This is a genomic window from Ruegeria sp. YTSA226 (assembly GCF_059609905.1).
The window spans coordinates 1-19,199 of the sequence record NZ_JBXWMQ010000025.1; the positions used below are offsets into that span (position 1 = coordinate 1).

Below are 19,199 nucleotides of genomic sequence, written 5' to 3' on the forward strand. Positions count from 1 at the left end.
AATATCAATATATTACACACCGCGCCCGAGCGGGCTTTTGCGTTGCGCCATCACAACTGAAAGCACCGTGGAAGCAAGCAGTACGAGAAAAACACTGTGACGGACCCGTAATAGATAATGCCAACTAGTAGGTTACCGTCGCTGTCAAAACCTTCTTCAGATCCGTCAAGGCCGAACGGTTTTGGCAAAGATCGTGGAGCATACGACAATACGCTGAAATGGCGACCTCCGGGCTATCGCAACAATAGCGCAAGCAATTCATTGGCCTCTAATCCCGCTGAGCCACGTACTTGTCGCTTCAAGCCCTTTTCGCAAGACATCGAACATTTGCTCAATTTCGCTCTCGCTAATGATAAGCGGCGGTGAAAGAACACACATGTTGATCACAGGTCGAACCAATAACCCACGTTTCTGGCATTCGATATCGATCTGGCTACCAATCTCGTAGTCGCACCCCAGATCGCTCTGGGGATCACCATCGACTGAGCATTGAACGCATCCCATCAACCCCATGCCGCGCACATCGGTAACGATGTCAATCTGACCCAACTGCTGTAGCTGATCCTGAAAAATCGGAGTGACCCTTCGAACGTGTTCGAGAAGCCTTTCCCGTTCAATAATTTCCATACTTTTCAGACCAGCGGCCGCGCTGACCGGGTGACCGGAATAGGTATAACCATTAGAAAAGGTTGCATCTTTTCCCGCAACATCGGCGATTAGCCTGTCCGAGATAATCGCGGCACCCATCGGCGCATACCCAGATGTCATTCCTTTGGCGCAGGTGACTATGTCTGGCTGAATGCCAAAGACTGTTTCTGACGCAAACCAATGGCCCAATCGCCCGAAAGCCGTCACTACTTCGTCGGAAATGTATAGAACATCGTACTTCCTGCAGATGTTTAGGCAACTTTCGTGATACCCTTTCGGCGGCACGATCACGCCACCAGAGGCAAGAACCGGTTCGGCGATAAAAGCGGCAACATTTTCTGGGCCAAGCGCCACAATGGCGTTTTCCAGGTCCGAAACTTTCTCTTTCAGAAAGCTCTCTTCGCTTTGACCAGGCGCACGATAAAGCGGATTCACGTCTGGCAAGAAATGTGCGAGGTCATCTGCCTTGTCGAGCCAAAGCCTGTCACGCTCTTTTCCACTGACGCTGGCCGCCAGATAAGTGCTTCCGTGATAGGCTTTTTGCCGTGAAATGATTTTCTTTTTCTCGGGGCGTCCCAAGAGGTTGTTGCGGAAATGGACAAACCGGATGGCCGTATCAACCGCAGTGGAACCGCCGGTGGTAAAAAAGACATTGTTCAAGTCGCCCGGCGCACGTTTGGCGATTTCGCGCGCGAACCGCGCGGCAGTCGAGTTGGAGTTGTTAAAGGGCGAGAAATAAGCAAGGTTCCGAGCCTGCTCAGCCATGGCCTCGGCCATCTCCTCTCGGCCATAACCGATCTGGGTGCACCACATGCCTCCCGGTCCGTCGATCAAGCGTTCGCCTTTTTCGTTCATGACATGGATGCCGCTGGCACCTTCAATAAATGTCCGGTCGTTTTTGCCCAAGGTTGCCATACCTTCCCACGGGTGCAGGAAGTGGTCGTTGTCCCAGTGCTTGACGTTAGAGTTATCCACGGCGGGCCATGCTTTCTGTGCTCATCACAATTGGGAATTCTTCGCGAACCTGAGCGTCTGAGGCGCCGAAGTAGTTGGGGAAATGGCTCTCGAGAATGGAATTGGCCTTGTCACGGGCGCGGTCCAGCAAATCAGTTTTGCCTTCGTTTTCCCATGTGTCCGTGCGCTCACGATCCATGAGCCGTGGGTAGACGAATTCGCTGTTCAAATAGCTCAGTGTGTGCGGGTTGCCGAGAAAATGACCAGGGTCGATGGCACACTGGTGGATCACATCCACCGCCATGGTTTCATCCGTGACTTCAATCCCGCGCAACGACCGCAGGATCATACCGCCCGCTTCGTCATCGATGACCATGCTTTCAAAACTGCATCCCATCAGGCTACCGATCATACCCCCGAACTCGCACAAACGATTGGCACCGGCATGAGCGGCAAGCGTGAAGGTTAGTGCCTTTTCCAACCCGTATTGCGCGTCGGGTATCTTAGCATCGGTCATGCCTGCGCCGACAGAGGTTGGAAGGCCATAAAAGTTACCCATCTGAATGGCTGCGGCCCCGATCAGAGCCTGTTCGCCACTGCCGCCGGTAAACGACCCGCTGCGCAGGTCAGTGATGAAGGGCCAGGCGGCAAAGCAGACCGGACAACCTGGTGTGATGAGGTTTACGATGGCAACGCAGGCCAGCGTTTCGGCCACGGTTTGCACCAGCGTTCCCGCAAGTGTAGCGGGGGCTGTGGCCCCGGCTTGAGGAGGCACCGCCAAATCAACCGTCAGGCCCAACTTGGCGGTATCAATCAGGATTTCCATGTTTTCCTTGCCGACCCGCAAGGGGGAAACCATGGGGCAGCCACCAAATATGACGCTTGGCTTTTTCATGAAAGCCCCTTCGCCACCTTGAGCAAAATCAAACATGCGGATGGCATGCGGAATATGGCTGCGGTCGCGAAAAGTCAGACAGGCAGGTTTTTGACTGCCTGCGAGCATGGCATAAATGGTGTTCATGTCGTGAGCGAAATCATCAGTCACATCGGTGGCCAAAACTGTGTCGCCCAGCATATGGATGTTGTCCAAACGGTCCACCAGACGGGTGAAATCATAGACATCGCGCAGGATCGACGGGCGATAAGATTTAGTTTCGGAATCGAAGGTGGTCACGGCGGTGCCGGAGTTGGCGAAATAGACGCTCTCCGCCGAGCAATGCATGTCGTCTTTGCCTTCACGCTCTCCGCGGGCATAGACGTAAAACTCCTTGGCAGCACCAGCCAGGATGTCTTCCATCAGTGCGCGGGGGAAGCACAGCCGATTTAGATCATTCATCACCGCGCCTTTGGGCAGCACCAGATCAAGCAGTTCCGGGAAATGATCGGTAATGCCGGTTTTTTCCAGAACGGTCAGAGCCGCTTGATGGATGTTCTCCATATCTGTTGGGGTAAGCGGCTTATAGCGTCCGCCGCTTAAGCCGCCATGCACGGCCTCATTGCCGGTGGTCGCCTGTTGCACCTTTATGCGCGCGGCGCGCCCGCCGCCACCGCGACGGCGTGATTTTACCTCAGCCATTACAGGCCATCCTTTGTTCTGGTTCCGAGCGGATCATGGCAAAATAGAAATCGTAAAAATCCTGGATCGAGGTTTCCATTTCGCCCAAGGGCCCCGGTTGGAAGTATTGAGAATTAACGCCGGACTGGTTGTGCCGAATGATGCGTTCGTCATCCAAAGATGTGACATGCCAAAGCCAGGTCAGGTCTTCCTTGTTGTAATCTTGGCCTTCTTCGGCATCAGCGCTAACCAGCCAGACCACCTGAATGTCGGTTTCCTGTAGACCACGTGGAATAAAGCGGTAGCCCACCATATGATCCGAATAGATCAGGAACCAATTCAATGGGCCAATATCAAAGTCAGTTGCGCCACCGTCGAAGCCTTTCAGCGTTCCAAGCAATGGTGCGAGCGCCTCGCCCGATTTGCTGCCGGTTTTGTAACCTTGGTAAAGCGGGTAGCGCCGATAATACCCGCTGGTGAATGGGGTGGGCGCAGCCTCGCCAACAAGCGCCAGTTCATCAGGTGTCAGCCCGACTTCCACAGCCCTTGCATTTAGCGGCTCGACCAAGCCAGCCATGTCTTGTGGCGATTTCAGGCTATGAGAGCGAGAGTATTCTTTGTGTGCTGGTCCGCAGTGATAGCATTCAAGATAGTTCTCAACCGCCAGTTTCCAATTCGCGGGAACGGGAAATGACGCCGTATGCGCAACTTTCAGATCGTCAAAGCCATAGGGTTCGACGAGTGGCGAAAGCTGGCTGAGGACAGGATCTAGCGATGGCGTGTTTGCATCGGCACACACAAAGATCAGGCCTTTAAAGACACTCACCTGAACGGGAAAGAGCCCGAATTTGGATGGGTCAAAGTGTTCCCCCATGTTATGGCCAGCACGAAGTTTCCCCGAAAGTTCATATGTCCAGGCGTGATACGGGCAAACAAGAACACGGGAGTTGCCAGACTGTTCAGTGCAGACGCGAGATCCACGATGGCGGCAAACATTCAGATGAGCGCGAATTTCACCATCGCGGTCGCGAACAATAATGATGGACTCCGGGCCATAGTCGAACAGAAAATAGTCTCCGGGGTTTGGGATTTGGCTGACATGCCCTGCCCAAAGCCAATTACGGTTCCAGACCTGGGCAATGTCATAGTTATAGATGTCTTGCGAGGTATAGAATTCACGCGGCAGCGCGTGGCCGTACTGATGTGAGGTCATCAAAGCATCTAACTCAAACGGTCGGCTGTTCATCACGTTTCCTCCAAATCGACTATCTCGCGGCGAAACCAATCCTTGTCTGCTTCTGCCTTGAGGCGTTCAAAATCGCGTGCCGCGCGGTGGCCTGCGAAGACTGCGTCCACGATCAGCCCTGGAGACGCGGCATCGCCTATAAGTTCGAGGGTCTTCAACCCAACCCCGCGCAAGCTGTCGTAAAGCGCTGTCTCTCGCTGGCGCTCGGTAACCAGAACTGCCGAGGCACAGGGAATACTCGCTTCGCGACCGGTAAAGGCACATCCGATGCGGGCCATGTCACCTTCAACCGCGGTCAGCACCTGATTGCAGCGAATGTCTATGCCAAGTTCGATCAGACGAGCCTGAATACGGGGCTGCTCCAAAGTATGTACGGCGTAAGCAGAGACCAAACTCTCCGGCGTGACAAAGACCACCGGATATCCGGCAGCTGCCAGTTTTTCTGCAATCACGCCTGCCAGATAGATATGGTCATCATCATAGATCATCACCGGGCCATCCGGAGGCAGAAGGCCGTTCATGATGTCATCAGGTGTCAGCACTCTGGCGCTTTGCTCGATATGAGGCATACGGCGCTGGGTGTTTCGCCCCATGCCATCCGTACGCCAACGGCTGCCGGTGGCGACAAAGACGTGTTCGACGCCAAGCTCTGCCACCTGATCGCCGTCAAGTCTGCTGTCGGTGAACAACTGAACGTTGCCGCGCTGTTTCAGATCATTCAGGCGATAGTCGACGACGCGCGACCAGGCCGCTAGGCCGGGAAGCCTGCTTTCCTTTGCGACACGTCCACCAAATTCAGCTGAGGCTTCGGCCAAGGTCACCTGATAGCCGCGCCGTGCGATTTGCATGGCACACTCAAGACCCGCGGGTCCGCCACCGATAACCAGTGCTTCCGCCTCGCTTTTTTTCGTTGCAATGATCTCGGGGTGCCAGCCGCGACGCCATTCCTCGCCCATGGTCGGGTTTTGGGTGCAGCGGATCGGAATACCCAGATTGTCCGAAGACACGCAGATGTTGCAGCCGATGCATTCGCGAATTTCGTCGATCCTGCCTTCTTCAATCTTATTCGGTATGAACGGGTCCGCAATAGAAGGTCGCGCCGCTCCGATAAGATCAACAATACCTTTCTTGACCATCGACAGCATCATATCGGGGGAGGTCAGGCGACCGACACCTACCACGGGTTTCCGTGTGATCTGTTTGACGTGGGACAGAAACGCGTTCTGATAACCATCTTCCGGCTGGAATCTGGTTGTGGCACTGTCATTGGACCAGTCGGCCACATTCACATCCCATAGGTCAGGAAGATCGGCCAAAAGCTCGACCACGGCACGGCCTTCTTCTGCGGCCTGCATGCCGTCGGCGCCCACCATTTCATCAATCGCAAAGCGGAGCGCCACAGCGCAGCTGTCACCTACAGCTTCGTGGGTATCTTCCAGCAATTCGCGCGTCAGGCGCACGCGATTTTCAAGCGACCCGCCATATTCATCACTACGCTGGTTCATATGAGGCAGCATGAAATGTTGCGCCAATGTCATGTTGTGTCCGGCATAGACGTAAATGATGTCAAATCCGGCCTCTTTCGCGCGCAAGGCGGCCTCGCGATGCCAGTGGCGGAATTCCCGGATATCGGCCTTATCCATGGCCTGCGCCTGCTTGGGATGCGTCATATCAACGGACATCTCAGAAGGTGCAAGAACCGGAGCGCGGGTCAGCAAGTTTTGCGCATGATTGCCATTATGTACCAGCTGGATGGCCGCCAACGCACCATGTGCATGTACTGCATCTGTCATCAACCGCAACGCAGGCACATCGCGTCCATCCCACAATCGCCCCTCGGCATAGGGGGACAAGTCCGAAGTCGGGTGTATCTCGGTCTCCTGATTGGAAACCACTGCCCAACCACCTTCAGCCTTCATTCCACGGACGGCAGCATCCGCCCGTGGCCTGAGGTGTCCCAGCCCGGTGCAATGCGGCACCTGATAAAAGCGGTTTCTGGCTGTGACGGGCCCGATCTGAACCGGTTCGAAGAGCAGAGCGTATGGGTTCGCGTCCGACATAATCACGCGTTTTTCCTATATTTGGGTTCCGGAGCCCGAAGGCCCCGGAAATATGGTTGTGTTAGAATCCGGCTTTGATCCGTTCAAATTCTGCCAGCATTTTTGCCTCCAACTCGGGGTTCACCGCGTCAAAGAACAAACTGCTTTCGAAGAAGCTTTTCGGATCGGCAAAACCATAGGCTTCGATATTGGCTTGATCGGCGACTTCGAACGCTTTTGCGTTGGAATGCGGGTAGCCCCAGTTGTCGATGATGTATTGGCCGCTTGCAGGATCAGTGAGCGCGTTCAACAGATCATAGACCTGATCGACCGGTGTCGTGGAAGACTTCAGATGCACGTAGCCACAGGCCCAGGTCGCGATACCTTTGTCGACGTCACGCATCATGGCGGCAGGCACTTCGTTCCAGATCAGGTTCAGTTCGGACTGGTTCCAGGCCCAACCCATTTCGATCTCACCGCTGGTCATGGCCTGATCAAACTGACCCGCATCGGACCAGTAAAAGCGCATGTTTGGGTGGATTGAGCGCAGGAAATCCGATGCTTCTTTGAACTGCTCATCGCTCAGATTTGTGTAATCATCAGCGTTTCCAGTGGCCAGCGCAGCCAGGGCATATGCAGACGACGCCGCATCCGGGATCGCGATCTTACCTGCATAGGCCGGATCAGCCAGCATTTGCAGCGAGATATCATCCCCCGAGATTTTGTCGGTGCGATAGATAAGACCCGTGTTCCCCCACTCGAACGGCAACATGTAAAGCTCGCCGTCCAGGACGATGGCGTCGACTTCCTTGATCTCGGGCAGTACATCGGCCCAGTTGGTCAGTTTGCTTTCATCCAGGGGCTGAATCAGGTCGGCTGCGACCCATTTCCGGACCGCGTCGGAACAAGGATGCGCCAGATCAGCCGTGAAACCTGAACTCAGTTTCGTAAAGGCTTCCTCCTGACTTCCGAAATAGGAATAGCTTGGCGCCTCATCCCCGTATTTTTCCATGTAGCTGGCAAAGAACCCGGGGTCTTCATATCCCGACCAGTCAAAAACCGTTAGATCAGCGCCACCTGCTATGGCACTTCCCGTACTTATCGCCGTCGCACATGCGAAGGCCGCAATTCCCTGAACTCTCATTTTATCCTCCCACTATTTTACTTTGTGTCTGTACCTAGATCGATCACGCTTGCCCCCTGAAGCCCCAGCCAAACTGCGTCGCCGCGTTTGAAATCGACCGTGTGAAAGTAGTTGGGAACCGAGACCGAGATTGGCTTTTCGGCTCCCGCAACCTGAATGTGATAGTGAATGTTCTCGCCATAGAAGGCGACGTTGCTGACAGTGCCTTGAACCGTTGATGGATAGTCTTCTGGCTTTTCAGCAGCGATTTCCAATTGTTCCGGGCGAATACCGATGTTCATGTCTTTAGAACTGGTCGCAACGTTGGGATTTCTCTCAATCTCAATCCGCCCGAAGGCGGCTGCATCGATCGACAACATATTGCCTGTTTCGCCTGATAATTGGGCAGGCAGTATGTTCATCTCACCGATGAAACTGGCCACTTGCTGATCACAAGGACGGGCGTAAAGCGTGGTTGGTGTATCCACCTGCTTGAGTCGTCCATTGAACATCACGCCAATACGATCGGACATGGTCATCGCCTCATATTGGTCGTGTGTGACCATCACAAAGGTAATGCCAAGGGATTGCTGCAGGTTGCGCATTTCAAACTGCATCTGTTCGCGCAATTTCTTGTCGAGAGCGGACAAGGGCTCGTCCAGCAACAACACCTTGGGTCGCATGATCAGCGCCCGGGCAAGCGCCACCCTTTGCCGCTGCCCACCGGACAATTCACTTGCGCCGCGATCCTGAAGACCTCCAAGCTCGACCATTTCCAGGGCTTCGGCTACGCGCTGGTCGATCTCTGCCTTGGGGGCCTTGCCCCGTAATCCATAGGCCACGTTGTTTCCGACGTTCAGGTGCGGGAAGATGGCGTAGCTCTGAAAGACCATGTTCGTTGGACGGTTGTTGGCAGGCACACCTTCCATATCCTGACCGTCGATCAGCACGGTACCCGCGGTCGGTTCCTGGAAGCCCGCGATCATCCGCAATACCGTAGTCTTGCCGCATCCCGAGGGGCCGAGGAGTGAGAAAAACTCGCCCTCTTTGAGATCGAGATCGATCCCGCTGGCCGCCAGGAATGTGCCATAGCGCTTTTCGACGCCCCTGAGTTCTATGATGTTTCTGTCTGTCATCGGACCTCTGATGCGGATGAGCGGCGGCGGAAGTACTCGGCCAGCACCAATAGCAGAACCGAGGTAAGCAGCAGGATAGAACCCAAGGCCAAAACGTTTGGAAGCTTGGCGGGGAAACGGATCTGGCTCCAGATATAGACCGGCAGTGTTGGCTGGTTGCCGGACAGGAAAAAGGCCAGGACGAACTCATCGAAGCTAACCGTAAAAGTGACCAGCATGCTGGCTACGATGCCGGGGGAAACGACCGGCAGCGTCACGCGACGGAAGGTTTCGAACACGCCGACGCCCAGATCGTAGGATGCCTCTTCCAGCGACGCGTCGAAGTCATCGAACGCGGACTTCAAGATCGAAACGGAAAATGGCAGCGCAAGAAACGTATGGCCCAGAACTACGGTCAGCAGAGATGGTTTGAGACCGAGAAACAGAAACAGAACCAGCATTGACGAAGCCACGATAATACCCGGGATAACCAAAGGCAGCATTACCAGACCTTCAGCTGCACGCTGACCCCGAAAACGGTACCGAACAAAGGCGCGCGCGGCGAACAGCCCCATAGCGGTAGATAGAATTGCGACGACCGTGCCGACACCCAGCGAATTCCAAAGGGCCTGGATCAGCGTATCCTGCTCGCCCAGTTTCCGATACCAGTCCAGCGTCCAGCCTTTTATCGGAAAGGCAACGATTGTACCGCTGTTGAACGAGAACAAAGGTAGGAAAAGAACCGGCAGGTACAGAAAAACCAAATACAGGAAAGCATAGGCTGTCAGGGTCGAGGGGCGCTTCATCTGATCCTCCTCCCAAACTGGGTGGCGGTAATAACAAACACGATGGCGACGAAGCCGACCGACAGCATCGCGATCAGCGAAAGTGTGGCGCCGAGAGGCCAGTTGTTAGCGGCCCCGAATTGCACCTGAATAAGATTGGCGATCATCTTCCCGTCCGATCCGCCGACCAGCGCTGGAGTCACGTAGTCACCGACAGTCGGAATGAAGATGATCAGGCAAGCCGCAATGATCCCTGGGATGGTCAACGGCAGCGTCACCCGCATGAAGCGTTGCAAAGGACTGTTGCCGAGGTCGGTGGCGGCCTCCAACAGGCTTGGATCGATCTTCTGCAACGAGACATAGATCGGCAGGATCGCAAAAGGTGCCCAGGCATGGGCAAGCGTCAGTACGACAGCGAATTCATTATAGAGCAAGAAGTCGAGCGGTTCGTCGATCAGACCAAGCATCAGTAGTGCAGAATTCATCACCCCGTTGAACCCAAGGATGAGTTTCCAGGCAAATACGCGCAGGAGGTAGCTGGACCAGAACGGAATGGTGATGAGCAGAAGCCAGATGGTCTTTTTCCGGGCCTTCATCGCGATGAAGTACGCGATGGGATAGGCCAGTGCGACAGTGACTACCGTAACTGCTCCGGCAATCCAGATCGACCTTAGCATTAAATGTCGAACCAGCGGATCGGCAAACGCGTCGCTATAGTTTTTCAGCGTCGGTGTCTTGTCGAGCGTTACGTAGGTTTGGGTCCAGAACGAATAGGCGATCAGGATCACCAAAGGCGCCGCCACCAGAAAGCCCACGTAGGCCGTGGCTGGTGCGCTGAGGGTATAACCCCGGGACGCTTCGCTACGAAAAATCACCCTATCTCCCATCTCGGTACTTACGAGTCTCTAATGGACGATCGTCCATTTAATGTTGCGCCAGAAAGGCCTTTCGTGTCAATCTTCCTGTGAGCCACCCATATGAGAAGACCCTAAGCTAATGGAATCATTGAATAGAGTGACAGATCCTAAAGTAAGAAAACGTAGCTCGAAGCGCGATCCAGAAGCCAACAGGCAGCTTCTGATCAAGGCGACACTGGATACTATTGCTGATATCGGGGTCACCGATACCTCGGTCAGTCGCATTTGCGAGCGCTCAGGTCTGTCGCGCGGAATGATCCATTTGCATTTCGGGGGGAAGGACAATTTGCTGACCGCAGCGGCCCAGCATTTCAGTACCGAGTATTATGCCGAGATGGACAGAATGACCGAACTGGGCTCGGATGCATCGCCCGAAGAGCGAGTGATGGCTGTGATCGAGGCGGATCTATCCGAAGCTTTGCTCAATCCACGAAGTACGAAAATCTGGCATGCATTCCGAGGCATCGCGAGCTCACACCCAGGTATTGCCCGATACAGCAGCACTCAGGATCCCAAACTTGTCGAGACTTTGCGGCGTGCGTTCACGGAGATAGCCAAACAAAACGGACATGATCCGAACTTGGTGAATGATGCCACCAGCGGAACGTTGGCCTTACTGGAAGGTATGTGGGTAAATTACCTTACCGATATGCAGGTTTTTTCGCGACGACGCTCTGCTGAACTTATTCGAAGATTTTTAGGCGGACTTTTTCCAGGAAAATTCAAGTTGTGAGCCTTCACGACGCTCAGGTTTGAGATGGAAACAATGCCTCTTCCTGGAAAGCAACTACTGGTATTGGTGAGGCCTCTAGCGTCCAAGTAGCATCCACCTAGCTATTGAAAAATCTCGACGTCCGCTGTGCGCTATTAGCGGACTTTCACAATTAAGCTTTGTAGTCCGAGATGCGCAACCAAGTGAGGTTTTGCAGCATTATTGACGTCGTGGTGTGGCTACGCACCCGTTGGTCCAATCTTCAAGCTGGTCGGGAAAAGCATCGACTGACTTCGCTCGGCGCCTGCGATAAATCTCGACATACATGCCTCCAGCCTTTGCCGAAAAGCATACATCATCCAGAGTTTTCACACAGACTCAGTCCAATACACCATCAGCTGAAAGCAAGCATGGATGTTTGCAGCCAGAAGCTACAAGGTAGCACACGATATCCAGGACACCGAACAATGCCTAAAAAACACCAGGGACAAACGGTTGCGATAGATGTTGATCTCGCTGGAGATATTCTTCGGGTGGCGGTTTCTGGTCTTCCTAAACTAGTTTCTAGGAACGCGGCTAGCGCCTTGCTGGAGCTTCGTTCGGATCACGAACAGTTTCGGGGGTTTTTGAACCTCCCACCAAATGGAAACCACCTCATCAACTCTTGCCTACTCTATCCACCCTTTGAGCAATGTACCGATGGGGCACTTTTTCTAGCCTCTCAGTTTGCATACGCACCATATGCCGGAACCGCACTCATGGCTGCAGCCACCATAATTGCGAGCGCGAAGCGTCAAGCATTAGCCAAAGATCAACAAGTTGTTGCTTTGGAAACAGCAAATGGTGTCATGGAAGTACAAGTAACCCGAACAGATAGCGTTATGACACATGCCAAGTGGTTTACTGTCAAGCCCAAGCTATTGATTAATAATCAAATATTGAATCTTCCTCTAAGTGGAAACATTCCAGTTTCTCTAGTCGATGCCGGGTTGCCGTATTTGGTTGTCGATGCAGACTATCTAGGTATTTCGCTTAGTGAGCGCCAAAAATTGACCAACGCTGCAATTGAGTTAAGCGGGGCGGCTAGTAAACAATTTCCGATGTCCAATTTTGGCATTGGCGGCAGCTACGGTAAATACTTGGTCATGTTCAGTTCGAAATCAGGGAAGAACCATATTAAAACTGTCTGGGCTTCTGAAAAGGGAGAACTGGCAAATTCGGCTGGGGGGACAGGCGCATTGTCTGTTGTGGTGGCGTGCGAGGGCAACGGGTCACTATCTCCAGGCAGGTCCGTGACAATCGAAGCACCGGGCGGGATTTTTGAATGCCAAGTTGTCGGTCAATTCGCCACTGTATCAGCAGAAGTTAGGATCGTTGCAAGGCATAGCTTTCCTTCTTTTTACTACGCTAATCCGTAAGGCAGCTTTTTAAATTGGGTGTTTGGGTGCAGAACCCTAACAAACCGAGCAACTGAATTCCATTCTGCCAGAACCCGTTGTGGCGCCTTAATTGCAACCCAGTGCCTGGTAGGGCCACTTAAAGCTTCGGACATTGCCGACGAGAGTATTGGGCCGACCCCCGACGAATATTCGGAAAGGCCTTCTGCGGGCAAGTTTTTCGCCCATCTTCACTAAAATCTGGGTTTTTTAGCTCAATCAGCCCAAATCGGACATTGGTCGTGGCAGTAAAGAACGACAGGAGTACACTAAAGGCACCAAAATCAGCGTGCTTTCTTGATCTTTATTTTGTCAAGCTTCGCTCTGCTCTTGGTCGATTCCTCAGAGCGCGTGAGAGCTTTGGCAATGGCCTTCAAGCCCATCCCCTTTGACACCAGTAGGTGCAATTTTTGAATTTCCTCTTGTGTCCAAGCTTGACGGTGACGCTCAAATCGTTCTGCCATGGTTTTCGTCTACCTTATCAATGTGTCTGATCTGTCATAAAGCAAGGTGGTCGTGTTGACGCCAGCTCAAGCAAAATCACGAGTATCTTAGTGAAGAAGCGGTGATACCAAACGCTACAAATGACAGACCCAGCCCAAAGCGGACAATCAAGACCAAACTTTGCAATTCCGGATAGCGGACCGAACCGGACATCAACGTTTAGCGTGCCAATGTCCGTCATTGCTCGTCAGCCTTCAAGTGGGGCTCTGTTGATGCGACTGACCTCCTCCATAATGTCGAAAACATGGTCGGCGGTCACTGTGATCCCTATCGCTTCCAGGCGCTTCAGATGCATACTTTTATAGCTTTCCAGATATTCGCGGTTCCGAAACAGGTATGTGGACCCATAGTGATTGGTTCCATCTTCGACAGTCCAAATCTTCCAGATTATTCCCGGCTCCTCCGCGATACTCTTTGCAAGTTGCTCGGTGCCGGCGAGAAATTCTTCTGTGATCGGACCTTCATAGGTCATATGCAGATCCCAGACTTTCAGTGTACTCATGTTTAGTTTCCTTTGTGAGTTTGGGAAAGTTCAGCGGTTTTTCCCGAGTTGGTAGAAGCATAGGACCGCAAGCAAGGCGAAGAAGATGGGGTCAGACCAGCCAAACCCGGTGAAAACTCCTGTCAGGCAGGCGTAAAGCGTGATGATGACGCCAAGTAGATTGGTCCACATCAATCCTGTGAGAAGGGCGATTGCAGCTTCACTGCCATGTTCTACGTCCCGAAACAGGAAGATGATGATCCCGATGCCGCCCAGAAATATCGAGTTATGCTGTGACAAGAACACAGCGTATTGGTCGTTTAATTGCAGGCCGTAGTTCGGCCAGAGGATGGCCGGGGCAAAGAACAGCGCGAGTGCGAACAACATGTAAATCACGCCATGCGCGGTCAGGAGTGTTTTGTTAGGCATGTTACGACTTTCTAAGGTTGAGGCAGTTTTTTTCGGAGGTGGTTGAGTGTCTTGATCGTCTGGCGTTTGTCCTGCACGCTGAGATCACCAAAAATCTGTTCCAGAGCTTGATTGTGGAGTGGCAGGAATTCGGCCACTTTTTGGCGCCCGGCTGCGGTCAATAACAGAACACGCGCCCGTCTGTCGGTTTCATCGACACTCTTTTCCACCCATCCGGCTTGAACCAGGTTTTTGACAACCACATCCAGGTTGCCGGATGTAGACAGTGTCAGCCGCATCAGATCGTTGATTGACAGCGGACCCTTGTTGCTAAGTGTTTCCAGCGCGTCCCATTGTGGCGCTGTAAGGCCCGCCGAACGAAACGCAGACACCATAGCGCGCATGAATAATTGCTGACTGCGTAGCAGGGCCAGCACCAGGGTTTGGTTTTCTCGGGCTTGATTTTTATGTCTCATGTTGCGCATGTATCCCTAGTTAGGGATAAATTCAAGTACTCCCCATAGAATGACCTAATCCACTCATTCGTTCGATGTGCAGCATTTGTTGGAATGACGCATAAAGCGAGCTTTCGCTGCATCTGCGCTAATGTCCGCAATCATTTCATCTCAGTTCATCAAGCAACGTTACTCTGTCACTGGAAATACATTTGTCTTCTTGACAACTCCGTAGACAAAGCTGCTGTCCATGGAGGCAATACCTCCAAGAGGATGCAACTTTCTGCGAACGAATTTTTCGTAATCTGAAAGATCAGCCACGACCACACGAAGCAGGTAATCCGATGAGCCGGTCATAACGAAACACTCCAGTACCTGGTCAATCCGCGCAATGGCTGCTTCGAATTTCTTTACTGTCGCTTCAGTATGGCTTTCCAGTTTGACGTGAACGAATACCGTTACCGGCAACCCGTAGGCCTCGGCGTCTATGTTGGCGCTATAGCCGGTGATGATTCCATTTTGCTCGAGCAGCTTCAGCCGCCTCAGACAGGGCGAAGGTGACAAGTTCACCTCTGCTGCCAAGTCTTGATTCGTCATTCGACCATTGCGCTGCAACGCTCGAATGATCTGTTGGTCTTTACGGTCTATTTTTTTCATAGATTAGCATATACTGCTACAAACGAGGTAGTATAAGACATTTTTGGAATATTTTGCCACTCGTGTCGTCATACTCTGCTTCTTGAAAACCAAGGAGTCACCCAATGCGCAACCGCCCCGACAGCTTCTCCACTCTTGCCATTCACCATGGCTATAACCCGATGGAAAACGAAGGAGCGTTGACGCCTCCGCTGCATCTGACCTCGACATTCGCTTTCGAAACCGCGGAAGCAGGCGGTGCGATGTTCGCGGGCGAGCAGGCAGGGCATGTTTATTCGCGCATCTCGAACCCGACTTGCGATTTGCTGGAGCAACGCATCGCGGTGCTTGAGGGGGCAGAGGCAGGATTGGCCCTGGCCTCGGGGATGGGGGCGATCACTGCAACGATGTGGACTCTTCTTGCCCCGGGGGATGAGGTCATTCTCGACAAGACGCTCTATGGCTGCACATTTTCCTTCATGCGGCACGGGCTGGCAAAATTCGGTGTGACAGTGACCCATGTGGATCTGACGGAGCCGGAAAACCTGATAGAGGCGATCAGCGGAAAAACCAAGGTGGTCTATTTTGAAACACCCGCCAATCCGAATATGCGCCTTGTAGATATCCAGTCTGTATCAGCCATTGCCCATGCCAACGGCGCCTACGTGGTGGTGGATAATACCTATGCCACGCCCTATCTGACCCAGCCAATCAAACATGGCGCAGATATCGTTCTGCACTCGGCGACGAAATATCTAGGCGGTCACGGAGATGTTGTTGCAGGGTTGCTGGCCGGATCGACCGAGCTGGTGACTGAAATCCGCCTTTATGGGATGAAGGATATGACCGGCGCGGTCATGGCCCCGTTTAACGCGATGCTCATACTGCGCGGCCTCAAGACACTGGAATTGCGCATGGATCGGCATTGCAGCAGCGCTGCGACCATCGCCGAATATCTGGAGCAATCCGCCGGTGTGCGAAAGGTCTGGTATCCGGGACTGAGCAGTTTCGAACAGCATGATGTCGCGCAGCGGCAGATGTCCAAATTCGGCGGCATGATTGCATTTGAACTGGATGGCGGTCTGGAAGCAGGGCGCGCGATGATGAACAGACTGCAAATGATCACCCGCGCCGTATCATTGGGAGATGCTGAAACACTGGTGCAGCACCCGGCCAGCATGACCCACTCTACCTATACGCCTGAAGAACGCGCCGCACATGGCATCAGCGATGGGCTGGTGCGATTGTCCATTGGCCTGGAGGGGATCGACGACGTGATCCACGATCTCGAACAAGCCTTGCCAAGACCCCCTGTCCGCAGCGCCGCTTAAGGAAATTGACCATGTCCATTGATCTCAAAACAATTGAACAACGTTTGCTGTGGCTGTCCCACTGGATGATCCACCATGCGAACCACATTCGGCCCAAAGCTGACGGGATCAAGGTTGGCGGGCATCAGGCGTCTTCGGCGTCGATGGTATCGATCATGACCGCGTTATATTTTCAGACCCTGCGCCCGGAAGATCGCGTAGCAGTCAAACCGCATGCCTCGCCGGTCTTTCACGCGATTCAGTATCTGATGGGCAACCAGACCCGTGAGAAGTTGGAGAACTTTCGCGGATTTGGTGGCGCGCAAAGCTATCCTTCCCGCACGAAAGATATCGATGACGTGGATTTTTCGACCGGTTCGGTGGGCCTTGGCGTTGCTATCACCTCGTTTGCGTCACTTGTGCAGGATTATGTACAGGCCAAATCCTGGGGCGATACGCAAAAGCTTGGACGCATGATCGCATTGGTTGGCGATGCTGAGCTGGACGAAGGCAATATCTATGAGGCACTGCAAGAGGGATGGAAGAACGATCTGCGTAATTGCTGGTGGATCATTGATTATAACCGCCAGTCATTGGACGGCGTCGTGCGTGAAGGACTGTTCCAACGGATTGAGCAAATCTTCGACGCCTTCGGATGGGATGTTGTGCGGGTTAAATACGGCGCTTTGCAACGCGCTGCGTTTAAAGAGCCGGGCGGAGAGAAGCTGCGTCAATGGATTGATCAGTGCCCCAATCAGCTCTACTCGGCACTGACCTTCATGGGGGGCGCGGTGTGGCGCGAGCGACTGATGGAAACCCTCGGCGATCAAGGCGACGTAAGCGCGTTGCTTGATGCGCGCAGCGATGACGAACTGGCCGCTCTGATGGAAAATCTGGGTGGGAACTGCGTCACCACCATGGCAGATACCTTCGCCGCAATAGATCACGACCGCCCGGTCTGTTTCCTTGCCTATACGATCAAGGGCTGGGGGACGCCGATTGCTGGCCACAAGGACAACCATGGTGGGTTGATGAACAAGACTCAGATGGCCGAATGGAAGAAATTCATGGGTGTTACTGAGGGTGATGAATGGGAGCGCTTTGCCACCATCGCAGACCCGGCAGCGTTTGAGAAAATGCTGGCAAAGACGCCCTTCTTCGCCAGCGGGCCGCGCCGATACTCAGATGACGTTATCGACGTCCCCTCAGTTGAGTTGGATCCGGGTCGTGAAATCTCGACTCAAATGGCATTCGGCAAGATTCTGGATGACCTGTCCAAAGGCAACAGCGCGCTGGCCGAGCGGATCGTGACGACCTCTCCGGATGTGACCGGCACAACCAATCTTGGCCCTTGGGTCAATCGCAGGAAACTGTTTGCGCGCACCCATCAATCCGACACTTTCAAGGCTGAAAATATCCCCTCCACCGCGAAGTGGGAGTTTACACCAGATGGTCAGCATATCGAACTTGGCATTGCTGAAATGAACCTGTTTTTGCTTCTGGCGGCGGCAGGGCTTTCGCACTCGGTTTTTGGCAAAAGGCTTATTCCCATTGGAACGGTCTATGATCCTTTTGTGTCCCGTGGCTTGGATGCGTTGAATTACGCCTGTTATCAGGATGCCCGTTTCATGATCGTGGGCACGCCCTCTGGCGTCACTTTGGCGCCGGAAGGCGGGGCGCATCAATCAATCGCGTCGCCGCTGATTGGCATGTCGCAAGACGGGTTGGCCGCATTTGAGCCCGCCTTTGCGGATGAATTGGCGGTCATCATGGAATGGGCCTTTGCCTATATGCAAAAAGATGGCGAGGGAGATCCCGATGAACGCACCTGGTTGCGCGACGAGACCGGCGGTTCGGTCTATTTACGTCTGACGACCAACCCGATTGAGCAGCCCGGTAAACGCGTGGATGACGATTTCCGTCAGGGGGCCATCGACGGTGCCTATTGGCTACGCAAACCGGGACCGAACTGCGAAGTTGTCATTGCTTATCAGGGCGCGGTTGCCCAGGAGGCCATCAGGGCAGCGGGCCATATCGCCCAGGGGCGGCGGGATGTCGGCGTTCTGGCAGTGACCTCTGCCGACCGGTTGAACGCCGGCTGGACTGCAGCGCAACGGGCGCGCACAAATGGCATTCGGGGCGCTGAGGCACATATCGAAACGCTGCTGGCAGATGTGCCGCGCGACTGCGCATTGATCACAGTGATCGACGGACACCCGGCAACGTTGTCCTGGTTGGGTGCCGTTCATGGCCACAAAACGATTCCGCACGGTGTGGAGCATTTCGGCCAAACCGGGTCTATTGCGGATTTGTACCGTCATTTCCGCATTGACGCTAACGCGTTGATCCAATCAGTAGGCGAATTGTCCCATGGTCGTAAAATCCCTCAGATTGTGGCTATAGCATAGCAGCAGCAGACATTGGATCACGTTGCTGCGTCTGCAACTATGGGCTCTCCTGTCGCCACTCTCTGCGGAGCGCTTCAACTGGTGGTAAGAGCCCATTTTGTGAGTCCGGTTTTCATGCTGCGTGCGCTCGCGGTGTGGGAAATGCTGCGGTAGCGTAAAGTATGGTGCTGTCGGGCAGCGGGAAATGTCGCCATTCGTGCAGAGTGCAGCAAGGATCAGGGACTGAATTCACACATCGCGCACGAAGCTGACCTTGATGGTCACAGACTGAACGTCGGCTTCTGGCATCGTTGCGTGTGCTCTTCCTACAGGGCAAATAAAAACGGGCGGTCCTTTTCGAGCAAACTTACAATACCGGGCAATATTCTTATTCTATCTTCTTCTTTCCAACTAGGGTCAGGACTCATAGCCAATAGATGACGAGAGCTGCGATGGCGATTGCTGAGAGGAAGACCTTCGGGCACCTG

At 53.7% G+C, this 19,199-nt stretch carries 16 protein-coding genes; 4 read left to right on the forward strand and 12 right to left on the reverse strand.

Annotation, left to right across the window (positions count from 1 at the left end; genetic code table 11):
- Positions 1 to 258: 258 nt before the first annotated feature.
- The 8 genes from AC2FFF_RS19200 to AC2FFF_RS19235 form a co-directional block, all read right to left on the reverse strand.
- Positions 259 to 1,623: an aminotransferase gene (locus AC2FFF_RS19200; protein ID WP_281973935.1), complete on the reverse strand. Its 1,365-nt coding sequence runs from the start codon at positions 1,621 to 1,623 to the stop codon at positions 259 to 261.
- Positions 1,616 to 3,178, reverse strand: a complete 1,563-nt coding sequence (locus AC2FFF_RS19205) for a trimethylamine methyltransferase family protein (protein ID WP_281973934.1) — start codon at positions 3,176 to 3,178, stop codon at positions 1,616 to 1,618. The genes AC2FFF_RS19200 and AC2FFF_RS19205 overlap by 8 nt, the downstream gene beginning before the upstream one ends.
- Positions 3,171 to 4,403: an aromatic ring-hydroxylating oxygenase subunit alpha gene (locus AC2FFF_RS19210; protein ID WP_281973933.1), complete on the reverse strand. Its 1,233-nt coding sequence runs from the start codon at positions 4,401 to 4,403 to the stop codon at positions 3,171 to 3,173. The genes AC2FFF_RS19205 and AC2FFF_RS19210 overlap by 8 nt, the downstream gene beginning before the upstream one ends.
- A complete protein-coding gene (locus tag AC2FFF_RS19215) occupies positions 4,403 to 6,463 on the reverse strand; it encodes an oxidoreductase (protein WP_496883069.1) in 2,061 nt (686 codons plus the stop codon). The genes AC2FFF_RS19210 and AC2FFF_RS19215 overlap by 1 nt, the downstream gene beginning before the upstream one ends.
- 61 nt (positions 6,464 to 6,524) lie before the next feature.
- A complete protein-coding gene (locus AC2FFF_RS19220) occupies positions 6,525 to 7,586 on the reverse strand; it encodes an ABC transporter substrate-binding protein (protein ID WP_496703593.1) in 1,062 nt (353 codons plus the stop codon).
- 17 nt (positions 7,587 to 7,603) lie between these two features.
- A complete protein-coding gene (locus tag AC2FFF_RS19225) occupies positions 7,604 to 8,701 on the reverse strand; it encodes an ABC transporter ATP-binding protein (RefSeq protein WP_496729741.1) in 1,098 nt (365 codons plus the stop codon).
- Complete coding sequence (locus AC2FFF_RS19230) at positions 8,698 to 9,486, reverse strand: ABC transporter permease (protein WP_142640356.1); 789 nt, start codon at positions 9,484 to 9,486, stop codon at positions 8,698 to 8,700. Before AC2FFF_RS19230 ends, AC2FFF_RS19225 begins: the two co-directional genes overlap by 4 nt.
- The gene (locus AC2FFF_RS19235) at positions 9,483 to 10,352 is read right to left on the reverse strand and encodes an ABC transporter permease (RefSeq protein WP_142640355.1); all 870 of its coding nucleotides are present in this window, start codon (positions 10,350 to 10,352) and stop codon (positions 9,483 to 9,485) included. Before AC2FFF_RS19235 ends, AC2FFF_RS19230 begins: the two co-directional genes overlap by 4 nt.
- A gap of 127 nt (positions 10,353 to 10,479) precedes the next feature.
- Between AC2FFF_RS19235 and AC2FFF_RS19240 the strand changes: the two genes are divergently transcribed.
- Positions 10,480 to 11,115, forward strand: coding sequence for a TetR family transcriptional regulator C-terminal domain-containing protein (locus AC2FFF_RS19240; RefSeq protein ID WP_496883068.1), 636 nt, complete (start codon positions 10,480 to 10,482; stop codon positions 11,113 to 11,115).
- 446 nt (positions 11,116 to 11,561) lie between these two features.
- Positions 11,562 to 12,512 (forward strand): proline racemase family protein, encoded by a 951-nt coding sequence (locus tag AC2FFF_RS19245; RefSeq protein ID WP_185956754.1) that lies wholly within the window; start codon positions 11,562 to 11,564, stop codon positions 12,510 to 12,512.
- Between the two features lie 709 nt (positions 12,513 to 13,221).
- Here AC2FFF_RS19245 and AC2FFF_RS19250 read toward each other — a convergent pair.
- The 4 genes from AC2FFF_RS19250 to AC2FFF_RS19265 form a co-directional block, all read right to left on the reverse strand.
- Complete coding sequence (locus tag AC2FFF_RS19250; RefSeq protein ID WP_142640352.1) at positions 13,222 to 13,536, reverse strand: monooxygenase; 315 nt, start codon at positions 13,534 to 13,536, stop codon at positions 13,222 to 13,224.
- A 30-nt stretch (positions 13,537 to 13,566) separates the two neighbouring features.
- Positions 13,567 to 13,944: a hypothetical protein gene (locus AC2FFF_RS19255; protein ID WP_281973929.1), complete on the reverse strand. Its 378-nt coding sequence runs from the start codon at positions 13,942 to 13,944 to the stop codon at positions 13,567 to 13,569.
- Positions 13,945 to 13,955: 11 nt separating this feature from the next.
- A complete protein-coding gene (locus tag AC2FFF_RS19260) occupies positions 13,956 to 14,399 on the reverse strand; it encodes a MarR family winged helix-turn-helix transcriptional regulator (RefSeq protein WP_281973928.1) in 444 nt (147 codons plus the stop codon).
- 168 nt (positions 14,400 to 14,567) lie between these two features.
- On the reverse strand, positions 14,568 to 15,026 hold the full coding sequence (locus AC2FFF_RS19265; protein ID WP_281973936.1) for an Lrp/AsnC family transcriptional regulator: 459 nt from the start codon (positions 15,024 to 15,026) through the stop codon (positions 14,568 to 14,570).
- A 113-nt stretch (positions 15,027 to 15,139) separates the two neighbouring features.
- Here AC2FFF_RS19265 and AC2FFF_RS19270 point away from each other — a divergent pair, with 113 nt between their 5' ends.
- Together AC2FFF_RS19270 and AC2FFF_RS19275 are read left to right on the forward strand one after the other, a co-directional pair.
- Entirely contained in the window at positions 15,140 to 16,345 is a 1,206-nt protein-coding gene (locus AC2FFF_RS19270; protein ID WP_281973927.1) for a methionine gamma-lyase, read from the forward strand.
- A gap of 11 nt (positions 16,346 to 16,356) precedes the next feature.
- Entirely contained in the window at positions 16,357 to 18,732 is a 2,376-nt protein-coding gene (locus AC2FFF_RS19275) for a thiamine pyrophosphate-binding protein (protein ID WP_281973926.1), read from the forward strand.
- The last annotated feature ends 467 nt before the right edge of the window (positions 18,733 to 19,199 follow it).

Bases quoted from the DNA above. Each gene is read 5' to 3' on its own strand.
- AC2FFF_RS19220 (WP_496703593.1), bottom strand. From the start codon at position 7,586: ATGAGAGTTCAGGGAATTGCGGCCTTCGCATGTGCGACGGCGATAAGT.
- AC2FFF_RS19225 (WP_496729741.1), bottom strand. From the start codon at position 8,701: ATGACAGACAGAAACATCATAGAACTCAGGGGCGTCGAAAAGCGCTAT.
- AC2FFF_RS19245 (WP_185956754.1), top strand. From the start codon at position 11,562: ATGCCTAAAAAACACCAGGGACAAACGGTTGCGATAGATGTTGATCTC.
- AC2FFF_RS19255 (WP_281973929.1), bottom strand. From the start codon at position 13,944: ATGCCTAACAAAACACTCCTGACCGCGCATGGCGTGATTTACATGTTG.
- AC2FFF_RS19260 (WP_281973928.1), bottom strand. From the start codon at position 14,399: ATGAGACATAAAAATCAAGCCCGAGAAAACCAAACCCTGGTGCTGGCC.
- AC2FFF_RS19215 (WP_496883069.1), bottom strand. From the start codon at position 6,463: ATGTCGGACGCGAACCCATACGCTCTGCTCTTCGAACCGGTTCAGATC.
- AC2FFF_RS19270 (WP_281973927.1), top strand. From the start codon at position 15,140: ATGCGCAACCGCCCCGACAGCTTCTCCACTCTTGCCATTCACCATGGC.
- AC2FFF_RS19230 (WP_142640356.1), bottom strand. From the start codon at position 9,486: ATGAAGCGCCCCTCGACCCTGACAGCCTATGCTTTCCTGTATTTGGTT.
- AC2FFF_RS19210 (WP_281973933.1), bottom strand. From the start codon at position 4,403: ATGAACAGCCGACCGTTTGAGTTAGATGCTTTGATGACCTCACATCAG.
- AC2FFF_RS19205 (WP_281973934.1), bottom strand. From the start codon at position 3,178: ATGGCTGAGGTAAAATCACGCCGTCGCGGTGGCGGCGGGCGCGCCGCG.
- AC2FFF_RS19250 (WP_142640352.1), bottom strand. From the start codon at position 13,536: ATGAGTACACTGAAAGTCTGGGATCTGCATATGACCTATGAAGGTCCG.
- AC2FFF_RS19275 (WP_281973926.1), top strand. From the start codon at position 16,357: ATGTCCATTGATCTCAAAACAATTGAACAACGTTTGCTGTGGCTGTCC.
- AC2FFF_RS19235 (WP_142640355.1), bottom strand. From the start codon at position 10,352: ATGGGAGATAGGGTGATTTTTCGTAGCGAAGCGTCCCGGGGTTATACC.